The 20,571-nt window shown below is 69.7% G+C and carries 11 protein-coding genes; 5 read left to right on the top strand and 6 right to left on the bottom strand.

What is annotated here, in order from left to right; translation table 11 throughout:
- Positions 1-242: 242 nt before the first annotated feature.
- Positions 243-956 (top strand): SapC family protein, encoded by a 714-nt coding sequence (locus ULB03_RS14355; RefSeq protein WP_322483761.1) that lies wholly within the window; start codon positions 243-245, stop codon positions 954-956.
- Between the two features lie 14 nt (positions 957-970).
- Positions 971-1,834 carry a hypothetical protein gene (locus ULB03_RS14350; protein WP_322483760.1) on the top strand — a complete coding sequence of 288 codons (864 nt, stop codon included), beginning with the start codon at positions 971-973 and terminating at the stop codon, positions 1,832-1,834.
- A gap of 10 nt (positions 1,835-1,844) precedes the next feature.
- Here the strand turns inward: ULB03_RS14350 and ULB03_RS14345 are convergent, their stop codons facing one another.
- From ULB03_RS14345 to ULB03_RS14320, 6 genes are all read right to left on the bottom strand, one after another.
- Positions 1,845-2,456: an ECF-type sigma factor gene (locus tag ULB03_RS14345; RefSeq protein WP_322483759.1), complete on the bottom strand. Its 612-nt coding sequence runs from the start codon at positions 2,454-2,456 to the stop codon at positions 1,845-1,847.
- A gap of 150 nt (positions 2,457-2,606) precedes the next feature.
- A complete protein-coding gene (locus ULB03_RS14340; protein ID WP_322483758.1) occupies positions 2,607-3,620 on the bottom strand; it encodes a helix-turn-helix transcriptional regulator in 1,014 nt (337 codons plus the stop codon).
- A 119-nt stretch (positions 3,621-3,739) separates the two neighbouring features.
- Positions 3,740-6,571: a serine/threonine-protein kinase gene (locus ULB03_RS14335; protein WP_322483757.1), complete on the bottom strand. Its 2,832-nt coding sequence runs from the start codon at positions 6,569-6,571 to the stop codon at positions 3,740-3,742.
- Positions 6,572-6,684: 113 nt separating this feature from the next.
- Positions 6,685-8,745: an alpha/beta hydrolase domain-containing protein gene (locus ULB03_RS14330; RefSeq protein ID WP_322483756.1), complete on the bottom strand. Its 2,061-nt coding sequence runs from the start codon at positions 8,743-8,745 to the stop codon at positions 6,685-6,687.
- Positions 8,746-8,803: 58 nt separating this feature from the next.
- Entirely contained in the window at positions 8,804-9,997 is a 1,194-nt protein-coding gene (locus ULB03_RS14325; RefSeq protein ID WP_322483755.1) for an AGE family epimerase/isomerase, read from the bottom strand.
- 166 nt (positions 9,998-10,163) lie between these two features.
- Positions 10,164-11,390, bottom strand: coding sequence for an ROK family transcriptional regulator (locus ULB03_RS14320; RefSeq protein WP_322483754.1), 1,227 nt, complete (start codon positions 11,388-11,390; stop codon positions 10,164-10,166).
- A 367-nt stretch (positions 11,391-11,757) separates the two neighbouring features.
- Here ULB03_RS14320 and ULB03_RS14315 point away from each other — a divergent pair, with 367 nt between their 5' ends.
- From ULB03_RS14315 to ULB03_RS14305, 3 genes are all read left to right on the top strand, one after another.
- Complete coding sequence (locus tag ULB03_RS14315; protein WP_322483753.1) at positions 11,758-16,614, top strand: alpha-2-macroglobulin family protein; 4,857 nt, start codon at positions 11,758-11,760, stop codon at positions 16,612-16,614.
- A complete protein-coding gene (gene pbpC, locus ULB03_RS14310) occupies positions 16,611-18,731 on the top strand; it encodes a penicillin-binding protein 1C (RefSeq protein ID WP_322483752.1) in 2,121 nt (706 codons plus the stop codon). Before ULB03_RS14315 ends, pbpC begins: the two co-directional genes overlap by 4 nt.
- A gap of 81 nt (positions 18,732-18,812) precedes the next feature.
- Positions 18,813-20,489 carry an alpha-L-fucosidase gene (locus ULB03_RS14305; RefSeq protein ID WP_322483751.1) on the top strand — a complete coding sequence of 559 codons (1,677 nt, stop codon included), beginning with the start codon at positions 18,813-18,815 and terminating at the stop codon, positions 20,487-20,489.
- The last annotated feature ends 82 nt before the right edge of the window (positions 20,490-20,571 follow it).

Raw genomic sequence — 20,571 nt, 5'->3', positions numbered from 1 at the left:
GTCCTGCGCGCCAGCTGGAACTTCTGAGGCCGATACCGCTTATGCCGCCGACTGAAACAGCAAGTTAAGATGGTTGCGGGCCCCCGCAACCAAATCAGCAAAAAGCCCGCAGCCGCATCGGCTCGCGGGCTTTTTGCTGTTCCGGGTTTGGGCGTTCCAGGCGTCGCGCGCAATTGCCGGTTGACACCCGCCGCCGCTTGTCCTTCCTAAGGGGCCCGCGCTGGCAAAATTGGTACTTGGCCATGACCCTCCCGCTTCCCCCGTTCTACACCCATCCTCGCCCGATGCAGGCCGCCGTGGACGGGGCCATGTCCTTGCGCCAGCCCACGGATTACCGCTTCGCCGCCAGCGTGCATTCGGTTCCCTTGGTGCTGGGGGAATTCTTCGCCGCCGCCAAGTCCTTTCCCATCCTGTTCGCGGGCGAGGCGGCGGCGCCGGTCGCGTTGCTGGGCTTGCGCGAGGGGGAGAACCTCTTTGTGGACGCCGCGGGCCGCTGGGATGAGGACGCCTATCTCCCCGCCTATGTCCGGCGTTACCCCTTCATCCTGATGGAGGAAAATGGCGGGACGGAGTTCACGCTCTGCCTGGACGAGGGGGCGGACAATGTCGTGGCGGGCACCGAGAACCCGTTCTTCGTCGATGGACAGCCGACGGACCTGACCGTCCAGGCCCTGGATTTCGCGCGCCACTATCAGGCGGGGCATGTCCAGACCGCCGCTTTCGTCGCCGCCCTGCGGGACCAGGACATGCTGGTACAGAACCAGGCGGACATCGTCCTGAAATCCGGGGAGCCGCGCCACCTGTCCGGCTTCCGCGTCATCGACGCGGAGAAGCTGAACCGGCTGCCGGCCGAGCGCCTGGTGGACTGGCGCGACAAGGGATGGCTGGCGGCCGCTTACGCCCACTTGGCCTCCCTCAGCGATTGGGCCCTGCTGATCAACCGGGCCGGCCGTTGACCGGAGGCACGGGAATGAGCGCGCTGCTGCCGCAGGAGATCGAGCCGCCGACGCCGGAGGCCGAGAAGCTGACCCGCCGCATGGTGCTGCCCATCCTGCCGCAGCTGATGGCCTATCTGGCGGACCTTCGGGCCCAGCTGGACGAGGAACTGCAACCCAACTTCCCGGTCAATCCGGCCAAGCCCTATCCCCTGGGCCGGTGCGAGGAGATCACCCGTGCCGCCCTGATCGTGCTGGCGCGGCGCCTGCGGCGGCCGGCCCATTCGGTCGAGCACGCCCTGGCCTCCTTCCAGCGCCAGGGGGGACGGATCCGCAGCATCTGGGGGGCTTTGCGCGGCACCTACTTCCAGAACGCCTTGCAGATCGGCAGCCTGTATGCCGACGTCGCCAACGACACGGTGGTCATCACCAAGCCCAAGGTCGAGATCCTGCCCATCACGGACTGCGGCCTGGTGCCCATCCGGGACATCGACCATTTCATCGAGATCGCGGGGAAGTACTGGGGGGCGGAGATTTTCCCCAATCTGGTGGTGCCGGACCTGGCCCCGCTTTTCCCCATGATCAGCCGCATCCCCGGCCAGTCGGCCCGCCTGCAGATGGGCTGCGATTACATGATCGACCTGTTCCGCCGCGACGCATTCCGGGGGCCCGAGGCCTTCCTAGCCGCCGCCGCCCCGCCGCCGCCCGACCTGGCGGAGGAACTGCGTGGCCTCTGTCCCGACACGCTGCAAACCGTGACATCCGACACCGCCGCGCTCGATCTCGGCCGGGACCGGGCTGTCGCCGCCTGCCGGCGGGCGCGGGAGGGTGGTGCCGCCAGGGACGAGGCTTGGCGCGACCGGATGGTCATGGACATGCTGAGCATACGGCGCCTGTAGAAGCGCCCCCTCAGGAGGGGGTGGCGGCGGGCTGGACGGCCACCGGCCGCGTGTCGTCCGCCTCGGCGTTCAGGGACAGGGCGTGCAGCAACCAGGCCCGCGCCTTGGTCCAGTCGCGGCGCACCGTGCGGTCGGTGACGCCCAGGGCCTGGGCGGTTTCCGCCTCGCTGTAGCCGGCGAAGAACCGGCATTCCACCACCCGGGCCAGACGCAGGTTGAGGGTGGCCAGTTGGCCCAAGGCCTCGTTCACCTCAAGGATGCGGCTGTCGCTCTGGAGAGCGCCCTCGGGCAGCATCTCCTCCTCCAAGGGCAGGACCGCCGCCCCGCCACCGCGCTTCCCGGCCAGCCGGTCGCGGGCGCGGTTCACCAGGACATGGCGCATGGCCAGCGCCGAAGCCCGCAGGAAGTGGCTGTGGTCGTTGAAACCGGCGGTCCCCCGCAGCCTCAGATAGGCCTCATGAATAAGGGCGGTCGTTTGCAGCGTGTCGCTAGGCAGGCGGCGCCGTTCCCGCCGCGCGAGGCGGTGCAGGTCCTCATAGAACAGGGGCAGCAGGGCGTCGGCCGTGCGAACGACCTCGGGATCGTCGCTGGGAACGACCAAATCCTGGATGGTGTCGAGCATGAGGGGCCAGGGGAGGGGCCAGAGGGTGGAAGTGCAGATCGATCAACACGATAGCATAGTTCCGCCGCACCGCCGCAAGCGCCCATCGGAGGCAGGGCGAAGCCGTGGCACTCTCCCATTTGGGCGTCCGCCGGGGCCGGGGAATCCCCCTCATCGCAGGTCGCGGCGCCAGGCCCCCGGCGGCTTGCCGACGTGCTGGGTGAACACGCGGGTCAGGTGGGACTGGTCGCTGAAGCCACAGATGATGGCGATTTCCGCCAGCGGCAGGCCAGAGTCCGCCAGCAGCCGCTTGGCATGGTCCAGCCGGCAGGCCGTCAGCCAGCGGTGCGGCGTCTCCCCCACCGATTGGCGGAAGGCTTGCAGGAAATAGCCGGAGGACAGCCCCAGCTCCGTTGCGATCTCGCGCAGCGAACGACCATTCTGCACCGAGGCCAGCAGCATTTCCTTCGCCAGCCGCTCCTGCCGGGGACTGAGCCCGCCCCGCGCGCGCGGTTGGCTCTCCAGCCCGCCGTAGCGTTGGGCGATATGGGTGCAGAGCGCCAGGATGACATGTTCGACGAAGAAGGCGCCGCTTTCACCGGCCTTGAGGGCCGGCAACAGGCAGGCGCCCAGGCGCAGCGCGTCCTCGTCCACCGTGCCGTCGGGGCACTGCAAGGCCGGGATGAGTCGCGCGTCGTAGCGCCGCGACAGCTCGTTGAGCGCTGCCCGGGGCAGGCTGATGGCCAGCATGTCGAAGGCGGAGGTCATCAGCCAGCGCGGGCGCTGTTCCAAATGGACGATGGAGACGCCGCCGGCGGCGTAGGGCCTCACGATGTCCTCCCGATCCCCCTGCCAGAAGCGATGGCTGCCCAGGGGCGCCAATTGCAGCAGGATGAGGAAGGTGTCCTCCGGTTCGAACGGCAGGGTGGCGTGGCCGCCCGGCACGGCGGATGTCAGTCGTGTCACCGTGAGGCTGGCATTCGCATGACGGCAATCGACGGTCAGGCGGGGCCCCGAGGGCACATGGAAGCGCCGCGCCAGATGCGCGGCTTGGCCATCGGCCGCACGGCCCCGCAATCGGGCGCTGTCACCGAAGGAGGGGCCCCCGGAGTTCTTGAAGGCGATGGCACGAGGCAGGCTTACGGCGGCCGCGGGATAGTCGGGATGCTGGGCTGGGAACGACATGTCCGGGACTTCCTTTCGGGTGGCGCCGAGGTCTCCTCAAAGGGCACCCCCTACGGCAGGGGGGTGGACCGCTTGAGTAAACCCGGGCATCCGCCCAAACCGGACATGGGGTCGTGAAATTAATTCGGCGGGGAAATTTTCCCGGTCGTGGCGGCCAAGGCCTCACGAGCCTGCACAATCACGGCACTTTCCGGCGCGTCGGTCCGCTGGGCATCCGCCAGCGCCTGGGCCGCGTCGTCACCGGCCCCCGCCCTGTCGCCGGCGGCCAGGCGCACCGCGCTGCGGGTCAGCAGCAGGGAGGTGTGCACGCGGATGTCGTGCAAGCCCTTGATCTGCTGATACGCGGCGAAGGCCTGGGTCACCGCGGCGGTCGCCGCCGCCGCGTCACCTCGGGCCAACGCCAGGCGGGCCCGCCCGGCCCAGGCCAGCGCCGGGGCGATGGACGCGGCGCGCATGCTGGCCTCATCGGCCACGATCCCGTCGAAAACGGTGGCCGCCTCCGGATCGCCTTGGGCCAAGAGGAAGCAGCCCCACTGGCCCCGCAGATTCTGCGCCTCCGGATTGTTGGGGGTGGCCGCGTAGCCGTCCATCGCCTTCCGTAGTTCGATGCGCGCCTCGCCGGTCCGGCCTGATTGATCGTAGGCCAAGCCCAGCGCCGCGCGGGTTCGCCGCAGCGCGGTGCCCAAATTGCCGGCCGCCACCAGGCGCTCTTTCAAATCCTCCAGGAAGGGAAGGGTCTCAGCCCCCCTGCCTTCCGCGATGAGGCTTTCGGCCTGGATAAGTTTGGCAGTGTAGTAGTAGTCGGCCGGTGAGGGCGGGGGGCTGGGCAAGGCCGCCAGCATCTTGGAGAACTGGGCGGCGGCGTCGGTCCGCAACCCCTGCCAGTCCAGCATGCGGCCCAGTTGGGCCAGGCTCATCCAATAGGCCGGCGAGATGCCCTGGGCTTCCATGGCCAGGGCCGACACCGCTTCCAGATTCCTGCGCGCGTCGTCGAGGCGGCCGGTGCGCTGAAACGCGCTGACCTGGTTGTAGAGCAGGGTGATGCGGGTGTCGGAGTCCTGTTCCGCCGGGGGCAAGGCCTTGAAGTGGTCCAGCGCCTGTTGGAAAAAGGCCGTGGACTTTTCGTAATTCCCGATCTGAGCCTGGACCAGCCCGGCGGCTTGCAGGGCCGTCACATAGAACACATGGCTGGGCGCGTATCGCTCGAAGGACTTGAGCGTTTCGTCCAGGGCGGCCAGGTGGGCCGGACTTCCGGCTTCCTGCTTCGCCAATATCTGGGCCTTGTTCAGCCACCAGCGCGGGCGGATGCCCTCGGCGCTTTTGCCCGCGATGCGGAACAAGGCGTCGGTCTTGTCCAGAAGCCGCTGTGCTGTGGCCAGGTCGCCGGACCGCCACGCGTCCGCGCATTGGGCCAGCAGGGCGTCGATGACGATGGGGCTGGCCTCGCCATAGGCCTGCCGGGCGACGTCGACCTTTTTCTGGATGATCTGCGTAGCACGGCCACGGTCATCCAGGGCCTCATAGAGCTGGGCTGTCAGGGTGTACAGCTCTATCTCGAGGTCGGGGTCCCCGGCGAATTCGCGCGCGATCCGGTCCGCGCCCAGGTCCAACAGCTTTTCCGCCGTCACGTCGCGGCGGTTCTTATCCGTCGGGAAGCCGGGGTCGCGGCCGTTGTAAAGGCTCAGCACGAAATTCTTGATGGTCTCCGCCCGATTGGCCTGCCGCTGCGCCCGCAGATATTGCCAGGTGACGCCGCCCAGCCCCCCCAGGATGGCCAGGACCAGCAGTCCGGCCGCGGCGATGGGCAGGCGGTGGCGCCGGACGAAGCGCCCCGCGACATAGAGGCGGGAGCCGGCGCGCGCGGACACCGGCTTGCCCTGGCGCATGCGCTCTACATCCCGCGCCAGATCGTCCACGGTCTGGTAGCGCTGGCCCGGCTCCTTGCGCAGGGCTTTGGCGACGATGGCGTCCAGGTCGCCCGTCAGGTCCTTCACCGGCACCGGCGGGGCGCCGTCAGAGCGCGCGGCGAACTGGGACAGCGGCGGTGGCACCTCTTGCAGGGCCGCGCGGACGGCCAGGGCCAGCGGCATGCCCTCCAGCGTCCAGGGGCGGGCGCCCGCCAGAAGTTCATAGAGCAGCATGCCCAGGGCATAGGCGTCCGTGGCGGTGCTGACCGGCCCGCCCAGCAATTGCTCCGGCGCGGCATAGCCGGGGGTGAGGGGGGCCATCATCGTTTCCGGGCTGGCCTCGTCCCCGGTGGCGATGCGCTTGGCGATGCCGAAATCCAGCAGCTTCACCTGCCCCTGGGGTGTCACCAGCACGTTGCCGGGCTTGAGGTCGCGGTGGACGATCAGGTTGCGGTGGGCATAGGCGACGGCGTCGCACACGGCCAGGAACAGCGTCAGGCGCCCGTCGAGGTCGATCCGCCGGTCCCGGCACCAGAGGGTGATGGGCAGGCCGTCCACCAACTCCATGACCATATAGGGTTGGCCGTCCAGCAGGCCGCCGTCCAGGATGCGGGTGATGCCGGGATGGTCCAGCCCCGCCAGGATCTGGCGTTCCGCCTGGAAACGGTCCACGTGCTCGACGGCTTCCCGCCGGATCAGCTTCAGCGCCACCTGCTGCTCGAAATGGCCGTCCGCCCGTTCGGCGCGGTAGACTTCCCCCATGCCCCCCCGGCCGATGACGTCGATGATGCGATAGGCGCCGACACGCTGCCCTGGCGCCAGATTGGTCAGCGGAGGCGCCGGGGAACCGTCCTCATAGGCGGCCGGCCGGTCCAGCCAGGTTTCGTCCCGGACGGCCTGGTCCAGCAGGCGGCGCAATTCGCACAGCATGGTGGCGTCGTCGCCCGCCAGGCGCAGCAGGGCGGCGGTGCGGTTACTGGGCGGCAGGTCCAGCAACTGGTCCAGCGCGGCCTCGATGCGGGGCCAGGCCATCTTGGCGTTCATGGCTTACTGTCCTTCGCGGAGGCTGCGCAGCCGATACCATACACCGGTAGGCGTGTTGGGATTCCAAGACTACTTTGATGCGCTGGCCGCATCAGGGAAGCTGCGGTCGCCCCTCAGGGGGCGAACAGATAGCCGCAACCGTCGTCGTCGGGGCTATGGGCCATGATGCGGTCATAGAGCGCGCCCTGATCCGCCAGCAGGCCGTCCGCCTCCTCCGCCAGCACCCAGCCGGCGGCGACTTCGCGGGCGATGGCGGCCTGGGCCCTGACCATGAAGTCCGCGCGGGTGGGATAACGCGCCGCCAGCGATGGACGGGGGTCCCGCGTGGCGGCGCGCTCCGCCTCCGTCCGGGCGAAGGGCACGAAGGAGCCGTCGAAGCGGCCCTGGTAGGTGGCGAAGCCGGTTTCCGGCGCCCGCAAGTTCCAGCCGGTGTGGGTGCCCAGCGGCACCTCCAGCTCCACCGGCCGGATGCCGCCCCGGTCGTTGCCGTCGGCGTCGGGGGCGGGAACGCGGGTGGGATAGGGTAGGCCCCGCGCCGGCGGCACGGTGTCGGCGATGCCCTGGGTGTAGCGCGGGCCGAAGTCCAGGCGCGGCGGCATCAGGGGGCCGGCGGGCGGGGTGAGGCCCGGAACCTTGGGGAAGGCGCCTTTGTAGGTCTCGGCCGGGACCAGGGTGCCGTCCGCGAGTTTGGGCACGGCGCTGTCCGGCGGCGGGGCCTTGCCCTGTACCCAGTTGTCCAGCGCCACCACCAGGGCCCGTTCCACCGGATAATGGTTGGTGGTGTTGACGCAGGCGGTGAAGGGCCGGCGGTCGCGGCTGCGGCCGACGTAATGCTGCGACCCCGCCAGCATATAGATACGCGCGTTCGGGTCGATGGCGGCGTCCGCCTGGCCGTCCGGGGTGATGTGCAGCAGCGAGGCGGAACGGTTCCAGTACTCGGCCGAGGTGTTGGTGAAGATCATCTTGGGCAAGGGCCCAGCCGCCCGCGCGCCATCCAGCAGCGAGCCGGTTTGTTTCGTGACCGGATCGGTCGAGGGGACGGTGGTGAAGGGGAAGGCGTCGGAAAAATAGATCTGCTCCACCAGCGGGCTGAAATGCCGGGTGGCCAGCCCGAAGCGCTGGTTGAAGGCGCCTTTGCCGGCCCCCGGCACCTGGGCGTAGGCGCCATCGAAGGCCGGGCGGCCCGCTTCATCCCGGTTCCAGCCGTTGTACAGCATGGTGTCGATGACCCGCCCGGACTGCGAGATGCCGAAGATCAGCGCCCGGTCCAGCGGCGGCTGTCCGGCGAAGGGCTGGGTCTTGAAGAAGGACAGCAGGTCGCGGATGCCGGCCAGGCCCACGCCCACCACGTACGGGTCGCGGGAGGGGACGACGACCTCATAGATCTTACCGGTCTGGAAGCCCGCTTCCAGGCGCACCTCCACCGGCGGGCCGCCCTCGGGGTTCTCCACGAAGGTCCAGGCGTCGCGGGGAAGGGGGTGGCGTGGCGCGTCGGGGCCATCGCGCTCCGTCAGGACGGCATCGGGGGCGCCATCGGTGGCAAAGGGGTAGGGCGTGCCCTTCATGCCGACGTAGGGCGCGGTCTGGGCCGCCTTGTCGACGATGAACTCATAGGCGACCTTGCCGATGATGGGCTTGCCGCCTTTGTCCCGGGCGACCGGGGGCTTCAGGATGAAGGGCTTGTCCAACGGGCCGCCCTGCTGGACATCCCAGGTCCAGGCCGACCACAGCAGGGTGAAGCCGCACTTGAAAAAGAAGCCATTGCCGGTATCGGCCAGCGTGGTGGGGTCGTTATGCGCCGGGCTGGCGCCGTTGACCTGCCCCAAGGCCGCGATGCCGCCCCGGTTGTTGACGTCGTAAAACAGCGCGCCGTTGCGCCCGCCGGCATTGACGGGGCGCAGCATCAGGAAATCGGTGGCGAAGACCACGCGGCCATGGTCATCCCTGGGTGCCAGGGCCAGGTCGGTGATGCGGGCGTTGGCGGGTAGTGCCGGGTCCAACGCGATCCAGGCCGTCCCCCGGATTTTCTCATACGGGCCCACTGTTCCGAAGGCCGCGCCGTCGGCCAGCGCCGTGCGTTCGGTGATTTCCACCCGCTCCACCGCCGCCAAGGCCGGTGCCGTCCAGACGGATTGGGCCGCCAACAGGCCCATCAGGATAATCAGACGCCGCATTGCCAACCGCCCTGTTCGTGACGTGTGCGGCAAGGCTAATGCGGCGTCCGGGTGCCGATCAACCGCGATGGGTTGCCATGTCCACGGCCCGGTCGAGTTCCTGGATGGCGCAGACGATGTGGTAGAAGCTGCTGGCCGGCGCCGCCTCCTCGACGAAGGTGCCGTCCGGGTTCAGGCGGTCGCGCCACAGGCCCTTCACCGGGGTGTCGAAGTATTTCATCAGGCCGCGCCCGCCATTGGCCGCCATGGTCCAGTAGCTGTCGCTGCGGTCGGCGTCGTCGCGGGTGGCCAGCGCCGCCAGCACGGCGGCCTTGATCCGCTCCGTCTGCGGCCACAGGCGGGCGACGGCGTCGTGCGGGGTCAGGTCGTCCAGCAGGGCGTTCATGGCCACACCGCGCACCGGGTCCACGCCCGGCCCCTCACCAATCGCCATCATGCGCCAGGCGGCGTCGGCCGCCGCCTTGCTGCCGCTCAGGGCGGACCAGCGCAGCATCAGCCAGGACCATTCGAACTGGTGCCCGGGTTCCACGATGCGGCCGGGGGTGCCAGCCTGGGGCCGCCAGTCGCCGTCGAAGAACTCCTTCAGCCCCCCCATGTCGTCATCGATGAAGCGGGTGAGCGCCAGGCCCACGATCTCCTCCGCCAGGTCGCGCCAGCCGGCGTCGCCGCCCTGCTCCATCCAGGCCAGGCAGGCCTCCAGCATGTGCATGTGCGGGTTGGACAGCAAAGGCAGGGTGCGGGGGTGGCTTTCCTCGAAGCCGCCCTGGGCATGGTGCAGCGTGTCCAGCAGGCGCTGGCGCACGGCCACGGCCATTTCCTCCGGCGTGCGGCTTTCCGGCGTGGCGCTCTGCGCGGCGGCCAGGGCGAACAGGGCGAAGGCCTGGTCGTACAGCACCACGGTGTCGTCCAGCGCGGTGCCGTCCGGCGCCACCTTGGTGCGGAACAGGCCGTCGGGCCGGCGGTAATGGTTCAGGAAGAAGGTCAGGCCATGCTCCGCCGCCTCGCGCACCGGGCCGTTCCAACCCGACCGGGCGGCCACGGAATAGGAATAGACCTGACGGGCCTGGACGCGGGCGCGGCGGGCGTCGTTGGTGGGCTTGCCGTCCAGGCCCAGCTTCTCATGGAAGCCGCCATGGACCCGATCCGCCCCCACCTCCCACCACAGGGGATAGGCATGCTCCACCAGCCAGGCCTTCAGTTGGCCGCGAACGGCGGCGGCGTCGAGGAAAGCGGCGGAAGGGGTGGTGGACATGCGGCGTTCCTTTTCGTCCGGGGTATCCATGAAGGGCATGGGGCAATACGGGATCGCGGACGAAGGCCCTGCGCTCCGGCATGCGGAACCGCTGTACCCCCCGTCCTTGGCCGCGACCATATCGTGGGGGCCGGAAAATGAAAGTTGAAATATTAATTGCCGTGGGTCAGGCGGCGGCGGTCTTCATCAAGGCGGCGCGCGACGGCAACAGCCGGTCGTTGAAGGGCAGGATGGCGGCCCCCACCGCCGGCGCGTCCATGGCTGTCGCCGCGCGATAGACCGGGGCGATCACCGGAATGGTGCCGGTGTGCGCCCGCAGCCGCTCCGTGATCAACTGGGCCAGGCGGTCCAACTGCGGCATGGGCAGGCGGCCCCCCAGGAAGACGGCTTCCGGATTGACCAGACAGCTGACGGCGATGATGGGCGGGGTCAGCAACTCCGCCGCAAGGTCCAGCCACTGGTCCACCAGGCCCAGGCCCGTGGCATCCAGGCCGGCCAACTGGTCCGGCTGGCTCAAGGGATAGCCCTTGGATTGAAGGAAGCTGAACAGCGCGGACAGCGACACCGCCTCCTGCAGGGAGGCCGCGGGCGTGCGGGGGGAGGAGACGGGCAGGAAGCCGATCTCGCCGCTGCGGCCCTGCGCGCCCCGGAAATAATGCCCATCGATGACCATGCCGCCCCCCAGGCCCCGGCTGATCAGGATGTAGAAGAAGCTGGGATCGTGCAGCCCATGGCCGAACTGAAGCTCGCCCAGGGCCGCCGCCGCCGCGTCGTTCTCCAGGAATACCGGCAGGGGCAGGATGGCTGAGAACAGCCGCGCGACATCGACGGTGTTCCACACATCGTAACTGGCGGGCCGGTTGGGCAGGTTCACCCGGCCCAGGTCATCCGGCACGGCGACGCCGATGCCGACGATGCGTTCCTTCGGGAAGGCGCTGCCCGACAGCAGCGCGTCCACCTGTTCCTTGAAGAAGGCGACCACGGCATCCGGCAGGGGGAAATCGATGTCCAACGTGGCGCGATGGCGGATTTGTCCCAGCAGATCCAGCACCAGCACCGTGACGTGGTCGCGGTCGACATTGACGCCGATGGAGTAGCAGCCATCGGGATTGATGGCCAGGCGCATGGCCGGTTGACCCCGGGCCCCATGCAGGCGCCCGACCTCCATGATCAATTGGTCATTCAGCAGCCGCTTGGTGATGTTGGCGATGGCCGGTGCCGTCAGCCCGGTGATGGTTCCCAGTTCGCTCCGGGTAATGGGGCCGCTGACGCGGATGGCCTGCAGCATGACGCGCTGGTTGTGGTCGCCCGCCCGCTCCAGGTTCGTGCCGGACAGGCTGGCACCCAGCGACGGGTGCAGGTCGGCGGAACGGTGGGGCACGGGCGCGGACATCCAAGGGTATCCTTTTTAAATCTAACAAAGATTATGGTGGGGATGGTGGGACAATGCCAGCCCGGACACAATCCCACATTTAATGACGATGCTGTCGGGTTCTACCGGTGCGACGTCCACCCGGCGGACGGGGCCGACTCCAAAAGAGCGCTTCAGGAAGAAAGGACAGTAGCACCGTCCTAATTCCCGGTCCCGGTGGCCCCTCAATGGCAGAGGTCGTGCCTCGCTCCCTTACCTTTACGACATAGTCTCCGGGACGATGAAAGCCTTGATTGCCGATCCGCCTTGACGCCGTCGGGACGCTGTCGCCAGGATCGGGCGTCGCGGCCTGTGGCCGCCTCGCTTCCCTCATATTCCGGGGTCTCGCATGGGACGCTGCGCCGCGTTGGTCGCCCGTTTGGTCACCGCAGTCCTGCTGCTGGCCCCACCCTGGTGCGGACCGGCGATGGCGGCGGGGATGCTGGCGCCGTCCGGCACCTTGGCGCAGAGCGACACCGACGCCAGCGGCGCCTGCGTCTGGTTCAACGCGCCTTTGGCTGAAAACCGTGGCGACCTGTCCGCCTTCGTCGCCCTGGAACCGGCGGCGGATGTCGCGGTGACGGCCAATGACCGCCAGTTGTGTCTCAGCGGCCTGGAGCCGGGCAAGGCCTACAGTGTAACCGTACGCGCTGGCCTGCCGGCCGCCGATGGCGCCGTCCTGCCCAAGAACCTGACCTTCCGCCTGGTGATGCACGACCTGCCGGGCAGTGTCCGCATCGCCGGCACGGGTTACGTCCTGCCCCGCGTCGGCAACGCCGGGGTGGGCGTGGAGACGGTGAACATCCCCCGGGTGACGCTCAGCCTCTACCGCGCCCCGGAAACCGCCTTGGCCAACCTGTCCTTGAACCAGGATCCGACGGGCTGGAGTGTCGAGAGCCTGGTGAACGAAAAGGTGCGGCCGGTCTGGACCGGCACGATGGACACCAAGGGCCAGCAGAACAAGCGCAGCATCACCAATTTCCCCCTGGACCAGGTTCTGAAGGACCGGCAGCCCGGCGCCTATCTGCTGGTGGTGGAGGATGAGAAGCTGGCCAAGGACAAGGACGACTTGCCCTATCAGGAACGCGAGGCCCGTACGGCCGCGCGCTGGCTGGTTGAAACCGACATGGCGCTGACTGCCTTGACGGGCGGGGATGGCCTGACGGTGGTTGCCCGGTCGCTGGCCAAGGCCACGCCCCTTTCCGGCGCCCGCGTGGTCCTCGTGGCGCACGATTCCGGCACCCTGGGGGAGGCCAAGACCGATGGCGACGGTATCGCCCATTTCCCCATCGGGCTGTTGCGCGGCAAGGGCGGTGCGCGGCCGGCGCTGGTGGAAGCGTTCGCCGGCGGCCCCTCCCTCATTCCCTTCGCCAGCTCGCCGGCCGATTTCGCCGCCCTGTCGCTGGATCGCGCCGCGTTTGACTTCAGCGCGCGCGGCGCCGACGGGCGGCCGGACCCCGGCCCCCTGGACGCCTATGTCTACACCGAGCGGGGCATCTATCGCCCGGGGGAGGTGGTGCACGCCGCCTTCATGCTGCGCGATGCGCAGATCCGCACCAGCGCCGTGGACACCGTGGCGCTTGTCGTCCGGCGCAGCGATGGGGTGGAGGCGGCCCACCTGACGGCCAAGCTGGCCAGCGGGGCCGGGACCGTCGACCTGCCCATCAGCGCCGCCGCACCCCGGGGGGAATGGACAATCGACATCTATGTCGCCGGCGGCGACGCGGTGGTGGGCAGCGGCAGCTTCCAGGTGGAGGATTTCGTCCCCGAACGCCTCAAGGTGACCATCGGCAAGGCGCCGGCCCCTTCCTTGACGGCGGGCCAGGCCGCCACCCTGCCGGTGGAGGCGCGCTTCCTCTATGGCGCCGCGGCCGGGGACCTGCCGGTCGGTGGCGAGGTGCGGCTGGAGCGCGACGACAAGCCCTTCGCCAAGTGGACCGATTTCGCGTTCGGCCGCGATGACGACAAGTTCGAGCCGCAGACGGCGTCGGCCGTCGATACCCATACCGACGGCGAGGGCAAGGCCCAGGTGCAGTTCCCCGTGCCCGAGGCCGGTACCGCGACCGCCCCCCTGCGCGCCGTCGTCACCGTGGCGGTGGTCGAGCCGGGTGGCCGGGTGACACGGGACCAGACGGCGCTGCCGGTCAATTACCGGGCGGGCTTCGTCGGCGTCCGCCCCCTGTTCGCCAACCACCGGGTGCGGGAGGGGGGTAACGCCGATTTCGACATCTTGGCGGTGGACGGCCAGGGCACACCGCAGGCGGTCAAGGGGCTGCGCTATACCGTCAGCCGGGTGGACCGCCATTACACCTGGTATCGCAGCGGCTACCAGTGGTCCTACAAGTCCAGCGCGCAATACCAGACGGTGGCCAGCGGCACCCTGGACCTGGACGCTGGCAAGCCCGCGCGCCTCAGCCAGCGGCTGGAGTGGGGCGAATATCGCCTGCTGGTGGAAAACCCCGCCACGGGCGCTGTCACCACCGTACCCTTCTACAGCGGCTGGTACATGGCGGGCGCCAGCACGGACGCGCCCGATGTGGTGCCCTCGGCCTTGGACAAGGCCGCGTATCGTGCCGGTGAAACCGCGCACCTGCGTATCGAGCCGCCCTTCGCCGGGCAGATGCAGGTGGCGGTCGCCGGCCAGGAGGTCCACATCCTGACCACCCGCGCGGTGGGGGCGGAACCGGTGACGGTGGATATACCGGTGAAGGCGGAATGGGGCGCCGGCGCCTATGCCCTGGTGTCCTTCGTCAGGCCAGCGGACAAGGTGGTGGGCCATCAGCCTGTGCGCGCGGTTGGACTGGCCTGGATTCCGGTGGATTCCGCCCCCAAGGCGCTGACGGTCAGCATCAACGCGCCCAAGACCCTGCGTCCCCGGCAGAAGGTGGACGTGCAGGTGGACGCGGCGGGCGCGGGGGCGGGGGCCTATGTCACCGTGGCGGCGGTCGATGAGGGCATCCTGCAACTGACCCGGTTCCGCAGTCCTGATCCCCTGGCCCATTACTTCGCCAAGCGCAAGCTGGCGGCGGAGATGCGCGACGATTACGGTCGTCTGCTGGAGAGCCAGGCCGGGGCAACCGGCGTGCTGCGCCAGGGGGGCGATGGGTCGCCGGGCGGGGCCGGCCTGCCGGTGGTCCCCACCCGCACCGTCGCCCTGTTCTCCGGCCTGGTGCCCTTGGACGGCAAGGGCCATGGCAAGGTGACGCTGGACATTCCCGACTTCAACGGCAGCCTGCGCCTGATGGCGGTGGCCCTGGACAAGGACCGCATGGGCATGGCCGAGGGCGCCATGGTGGTGCGCGACCCGGTGGTGGCGGAGGTGATACTGCCCCGCTTCCTGGCGCCCAACGACACCGCGGCCGGGACCCTGCTGCTGCACAACCTGGAGGGGGCCGCCGGCGATTATCGCGTGACCCTGGTGGCCGATGGCGCCTTGAAGCTGGTGGGCGATGCCCGGCGCACCGTGACCCTGGCCGCCAGCCAGCGCGTGGTGCAGCCCGTGGCGCTACGCGGGGGTGAGGCCGGCATCGGCGGGCTGACGCTGCAGGTGGAGGGACCGGGCGGCCTGAAGCTGGAGCGGTCATGGCCTATCACCGTGCGTCCGGCGGAGGCGCCCATCGTCATGGCCGAGCAGCGCCAGCAGGCGCCCGGCGAGGCCTTCACCCTGCCGCCCAACCTGCTGGACATCTTCCTGCCCGGCACCGGCAGCATCACCCTGTCCTATGCCAACCTGCCCGGTATCGACGTCGCCGGTCTGATGAAGGATCTGGACCTTTACCCCTATGGCTGCACTGAGCAGACCACCAGCCGTGCCCTGCCGCTGGTCGCCTTCCGCGACCTGGCCCGTCAGTTGGGGCTGGAGGGCAGTGTGAAGGACCCGGACAACCGGGTGAACACCGCCATAGACCGGCTGTTGCAGCGCCAGGACACCACGGGCCAGTTCGGCCTGTGGGCGGCGGGCGACGGCCTGGGGGCGACCTGGCTGCAGATGTACGTGTTCGATTTCCTCAGCCGGGCGCGGGCCGCCGGCTATGCCGTGCCGGACACCGCGATGCAGTCCCTGGCCGATTGGGTGACACAGCAGACCGACCGCGGCGTGGGCGCCACGGGGGGCGAGGGGGAGGCGCTGGTCTATGGCCAGTATCTGCTGGCCCGGGGCGGCCACGCCAATCCCGCCAACCTGCGCTACATCCACGACGTGACGGGGGAGCAACTGTCCGCCGGCCCCCTGGCGTATGCGCAACTGGGGGCGGCCTTGCTGGCCTCCGGCGACAAGGCGCGGGCGGACGTGGCGTTCGAGCGGGCGCGGCGCCATTTGGGCCAGGCCTCGCACGATTATTACAGCAGCCCGCTGCGGGATGCCGCCGCCACCCTGGCGGTGGCGGCGGAGGCCAACAACACCGCCCTGCAGGAGACGGCGCTGCGCCTGGCGCTCTCCGGCCTCAAGGAGCCGTGGTACTACAACACCAACCAGAAGAGCTGGCTGCTGCTGGCGGCGCAGGCCATCCTGGCCAAGGGGCAGCCCATCACCCTGACCACCACCGGCTACGCCAAGGCCGCCACCGGGCGCGCCCTGACCTACAGCCCGACCCCGGCGCAGATGGCGGCGGGCTTCGGGGTGGTCAACAGCGGTGCCGCCCCGGTCTGGCGCACCGTGCAGCTGCGCGGGGTGCCCAAGGAAAGCCCCGGGCCGGTGTCGCAAGGCATCACCTTGACCAAGGAGGTCTACACCCTGGACGGCCAGCCCGCCGGCACCGACCACGTCGCGCGCAACACGAGGCTGGTGGTGGTGCTGACCGGCACCTTGCAGCAGCCTGTGAAGCGGACCCTGGTGACCGTCGATCCGCTGCCGGCGGGTTGGGAGATCGAGTCCGTCCTGCGTCCGGCCCGCAAGGGCAAGAAGGCCCTGGATTGGCTGAAGAACCTCAGCCGCGCGGCGGTGGCGGAGGCCCGCGACGACCGTTTCGTCGGCGTGCTGGACGCGGGCCAATCTTCCTGGATCTACCGGGACGAGGATGATGAGGATGAGAGTGAGGGCGTCGAGGAGGACAGCGGCCCCACCCAGGGCTTCCGCTTCGCCTACATCGTGCGGGCCGTGACCCCCGGGCAGTTCGCGCTGCCGCCCGCCTCCACCCAGGACATGTACGACCCGGGCGCCATCGCCCGCACCGCCGCCGGCCACACCGTGGTGGACGCCGGGCCGTGACGTCCGACCCGTCCAGCGTTTCCCCGCCCGTCCGCTCCTGGTGGACGCGGGCGGCGTGGTGGGCCCGGTGTCTGCGGCTCGGGCGCCTGGGGGCCGGGGCGCTGGTCCTGGTCGTTCTGGCGCTGGTGGCCGACCGGCTGTTCCCGCCCGATCTGGGGCGGTGGCGGAACCGCTCCACCCTGGTGACGGACGAGAAGGGGGAGGTGCTGCGCGCCTTCATCACCGACGACGACGCCTGGCGGCTGCCCATGACGGCGGCGGAGGCCAGCCCGTTGTATCTGAAGCTGCTGGTCGCCTATGAGGACCACCGTTTCTACCACCATCCCGGTGTCGACCCGCTGGCCCTCGCCCGGGCCCTGGCACAGGCCATCCGCCACGGGCGCATCGTTTCCGGCGGGTCGACCCTGACCATGCAGGTGGCCCGCCTGCTGGAGCCGCGCCCCCGGACGGTGTGGGCCAAGCTGGTGGAGATGGCGCGGGCCGTGCAGTTGGAGGCGCGGTTCTCCAAGCGCGACATCCTGGGCATGTACCTGACCCTGGCGCCCTTCGGTGGCAACCTGGAGGGGGCGCGGGCGGCGTCCCTGGCCTATTTCGACCGCGCGCCCACGGCGCTGACGCCGGGGCAGGCGGCCCTGCTGGTGACGCTGCCGCAGTCGCCCACCAAGCGCCGGCCGGATTTGGCGCCGGCGGCGGCGCGGGCGGGGCGGGATGGGCTGCTGCGCCGCATGGCCGCTGCCGGCGTGCTGACCCGGCAGGCGGCGCGGGAAGCGATGTCGGAGCCGTTGCCCCTGGGCCGCCGGCCGCTGCCCTTCCTGGCGCCCCATCTGGCTGACCGTTTGCGCCGTGAGGCGCCACCGGGCGCTGTCGTCGCCAGCACCCTGGACGCCGGTCTGCAACGCCGGGTGGAGGCGCTGGTGCGCGATGCCCAGGGCACGCTGGAGCCCGAGGCGGAGATCGCCGTGCTGGTCATGGAGGTTGGCAGCCGCAAGGCCCGCGCCTATGTCGGGGGCAGCTTCAGCGGTCCCTTCGGCCAGGTTGACATGGTGGCCGCCCCCCGGTCCCCCGGCTCGGCCCTGAAGCCTTTCCTCTATGGCCTGGGCTTCGAGGCGCTGCCCCTGCATCCCGAAACCCGCATCAACGACGCGCCGACCATCTTCGGCGACTACGCGCCCCGCAACTTCGACGGCGGGTTCCATGGGCTGGTGACGGTGCGCGAGGCCCTGCAACAGTCGCTCAATGTGCCGGCGGTGAAGGTGCTGGACCGGCTGGGCCCCGCCCGTTTTCTGGGCCGCCTGCGCGACGCGGGGGCGCAAGTCATCCTGCCCCGGCCGGATGCCACCCCCGGCCTGCCCCTGGCCTTGGGCGGGCTGGGCCTGAGCCTGGCGGACCTGACCAGCCTTTATGCCGACCTGGCCGATGGCGGACAGGCCCAGCCCCTGCTGCTGACCCCGCAATCCGGCGCCAAGCGTCCCAGCCACCGGCTGATGAGCCCGGTGGCGGCGTGGTATGTGGCCGACATCCTGGCGGGCACGCCCCGGCCTGACGGACGCGCCGCCGTTGGGGGCCGGTGGCTGGCCTATAAGACGGGCACCTCCTATGGCTTCCGTGACGCCTGGGCTGTCGGGTTCACCCCCGCCTATGTGGTCGGGGTGTGGGTGGGCCGGCCCGACGGCACCCCCCGGCCCGGCGCCGCCGGCCGCGATACTGCCGCGCCGCTTCTATTCCGCTTGATGGACCTGGTGCCGGATCGTGGCGGGGCCCCCGAGCCGCCGCCGGGCGTGCTGGAGGCCGGCCCCGGCCATGCCTTGCCCCCGGCGCTGGCCCTGTTCGACCGGGGTGGGCCAGGCGTGGCGCAAACCCAGGCCCCCTTGCGCATCGCCTTTCCCCCCGATGGCGCCGAGTTGGAACGGACGGAGGGGCGCGATGGCGCCCCCATTCCCGTCCCGCTGGAGGCGATGGGCGGCCAGCCCCCCTTGCGCTGGCTGGTCAACGGCCTGCCCCTGCCGCCGGCCGCTGGGGATGCGGCGGACTGGGTGCCGGACGGCATCGGCTTCGCCGACATCGCCGTCATTGATGCCGCCGGTCAGCGGGCCAAGGCCAGCGTGCGGGTGCGATGACAGGCGCATTCGATGCAGCCCTGCGGCGGCTGATGTGAGAGGCTGTTTCCGCTTCGTTGACCACGACCGATGGCACCGGCCATGACGCCTTCATTCCGACACTGGGTGGATCGCTGTTCTGGGGCCGTGCGCGCCCTATTGCTGGGTGCCGCCGTCTTCATTCCCACATTGGCCTGGCCCACCCTGGCCGGGGCGCAAGGCGGGGCGACGCCCGCCACAGCTCCCACCGCGACCTCCCTGACGCCGGAGCAGAGGGATGCCACATGGCGGCAGGCCACCAAGGGGGCCCGGGAACGGGACGCCCTGCTGAAAAAGGTGGCGGCGGGCGATGCCGGCGGGCCCTTCCGGCCGGATTGGGTTTCCCTGCGCGCCTGGCAGGTGCCGCCATGGTACGCGGACGCCAAGTTCGGCATCTTCATCCACTGGGGTGTCTATTCCGTGCCCGCCTTCGGCAGCGAATGGTATTCGCGCCGCATGTACATCCCGGGCAGCAAGGAATACCAGCACCACGTGGCCGTCTATGGCCCGCCGGACAAGTTCGGCTACAAGGACTTCATCCCCCTGTTCAAGGCGGAGAAGTACGATCCGCGCGCCTGGGCCGCCCTGTTTCGCGCGGCGGGGGCCCGTTACGTGGTGCCGGTGGCGGAGCATCATGACGGCTTCGCCATGTACGCCACCCGCCTGTCCGACTGGTCGGCCCTGCGCATGGGGCCCAAGCGCGACCTGATCGGCGACCTGGCCCGGGCGGTGCGGGCCCAGGGCCTGCACCTGGGCCTGTCCTCCCACCGGGCGGAACATGACTGGTTCTTTGGCGAGGGGCGCACCATCGCGTCGGACGTGAACGACCCGCGCTACGCCGACCTCTACGGCCCGGCGCAGGCGCGCCTGACGGCGGAGGATACGGGCGACGCCCAGATGACGGGCGACTTCACCCACGTGTCCACCGCCTGGCTGGACGACTGGTTGGCGCGCACGGCGGAACTGGTGGAGGACTACCATCCGGATCTCATTTACTTCGACTGGTGGATCAGCCATCCGGCCTTCCGCACCACCCTGCCCAAGTTCCTGGCCTACTATTACAACACGCAGGCGCGGCGCGGGGCGTCGGCGGTGGTGAATTACAAGGAGGGGGCGCTGGCGGCCGGCAGCGGCGTGGCGGATGTGGAGCGGGGCCTGATGCCCGACATCCAGCCCCGCGTCTGGCAGACCTGCACATCCCTCGGCGACTACAGCTGGGGCTATATCGAGGGGGAGCGGTACAAGTCGCCGGAGAAGGTCATCCACCTGCTGGCTGATATCGTCTCCAAGAACGGCAATTTGCTTTTGAACATCGGCCCGCGCGCCGACGGCACCATCCCGCAGGAGGCACAGGATAGGCTGCTGGCCATCGGCGCCTGGCTGAAGACGAATGGCGAGGCCATCTATGGCACCCGGCCGTGGCGCCAATTTGGCGAGGGGCCCGCCCGGATGGCCAGCGGTTCGTTCAAGGAGGGCGAAACGGACAGGCCGTTCGGGCCGGAGGATTTCCGCTTCACCGTCAAGGGCGACACCCTCTACGCCATCGAGATGGGCTGGCCGGAGGACGGGCGGGTCACCATCCACGCCTTGCCGGCGGCCGAGCCGGTCAAGGCCGTCACCCTGCTGGATGGCGGGGCCGGCCAGACCCTTTCCTTCCACCAGGATGGGGATGGACTGCATCTGGTGGTGCCCAAACAGGCACCGGGCGACTACGCCTTCGTCTACCGTATCGACCGTTGACCGGCTTAAGCCCTTCGTCCTACGGCGCAGGGCATACTGGTTCCATGCGTCAGCCCGCTTTTATAGTTTTCATCCGGGGCTT

It is taken from the genome of Nitrospirillum goiasense, assembly GCF_034427435.1.
Taxonomy (GTDB): domain Bacteria; phylum Pseudomonadota; class Alphaproteobacteria; order Azospirillales; family Azospirillaceae; genus Nitrospirillum.
This window is presented reverse-complemented; position numbering and strand designations above follow the sequence as displayed.

Excerpts from the sequence above, each read along its gene's own strand:
- ULB03_RS14355 (WP_322483761.1), top strand. The coding sequence starts at position 243 with ATGACCCTCCCGCTTCCCCCGTTCTACACCCATCCTCGCCCGATGCAG.
- ULB03_RS14330 (WP_322483756.1), bottom strand. The coding sequence starts at position 8,745 with ATGCGGCGTCTGATTATCCTGATGGGCCTGTTGGCGGCCCAATCCGTC.
- ULB03_RS14320 (WP_322483754.1), bottom strand. The coding sequence starts at position 11,390 with ATGTCCGCGCCCGTGCCCCACCGTTCCGCCGACCTGCACCCGTCGCTG.
- ULB03_RS14350 (WP_322483760.1), top strand. The coding sequence starts at position 971 with ATGAGCGCGCTGCTGCCGCAGGAGATCGAGCCGCCGACGCCGGAGGCC.
- ULB03_RS14325 (WP_322483755.1), bottom strand. The coding sequence starts at position 9,997 with ATGTCCACCACCCCTTCCGCCGCTTTCCTCGACGCCGCCGCCGTTCGC.
- ULB03_RS14335 (WP_322483757.1), bottom strand. The coding sequence starts at position 6,571 with ATGAACGCCAAGATGGCCTGGCCCCGCATCGAGGCCGCGCTGGACCAG.
- ULB03_RS14315 (WP_322483753.1), top strand. The coding sequence starts at position 11,758 with ATGGGACGCTGCGCCGCGTTGGTCGCCCGTTTGGTCACCGCAGTCCTG.
- ULB03_RS14305 (WP_322483751.1), top strand. The coding sequence starts at position 18,813 with ATGACGCCTTCATTCCGACACTGGGTGGATCGCTGTTCTGGGGCCGTG.
- ULB03_RS14340 (WP_322483758.1), bottom strand. The coding sequence starts at position 3,620 with ATGTCGTTCCCAGCCCAGCATCCCGACTATCCCGCGGCCGCCGTAAGC.
- ULB03_RS14345 (WP_322483759.1), bottom strand. The coding sequence starts at position 2,456 with ATGCTCGACACCATCCAGGATTTGGTCGTTCCCAGCGACGATCCCGAG.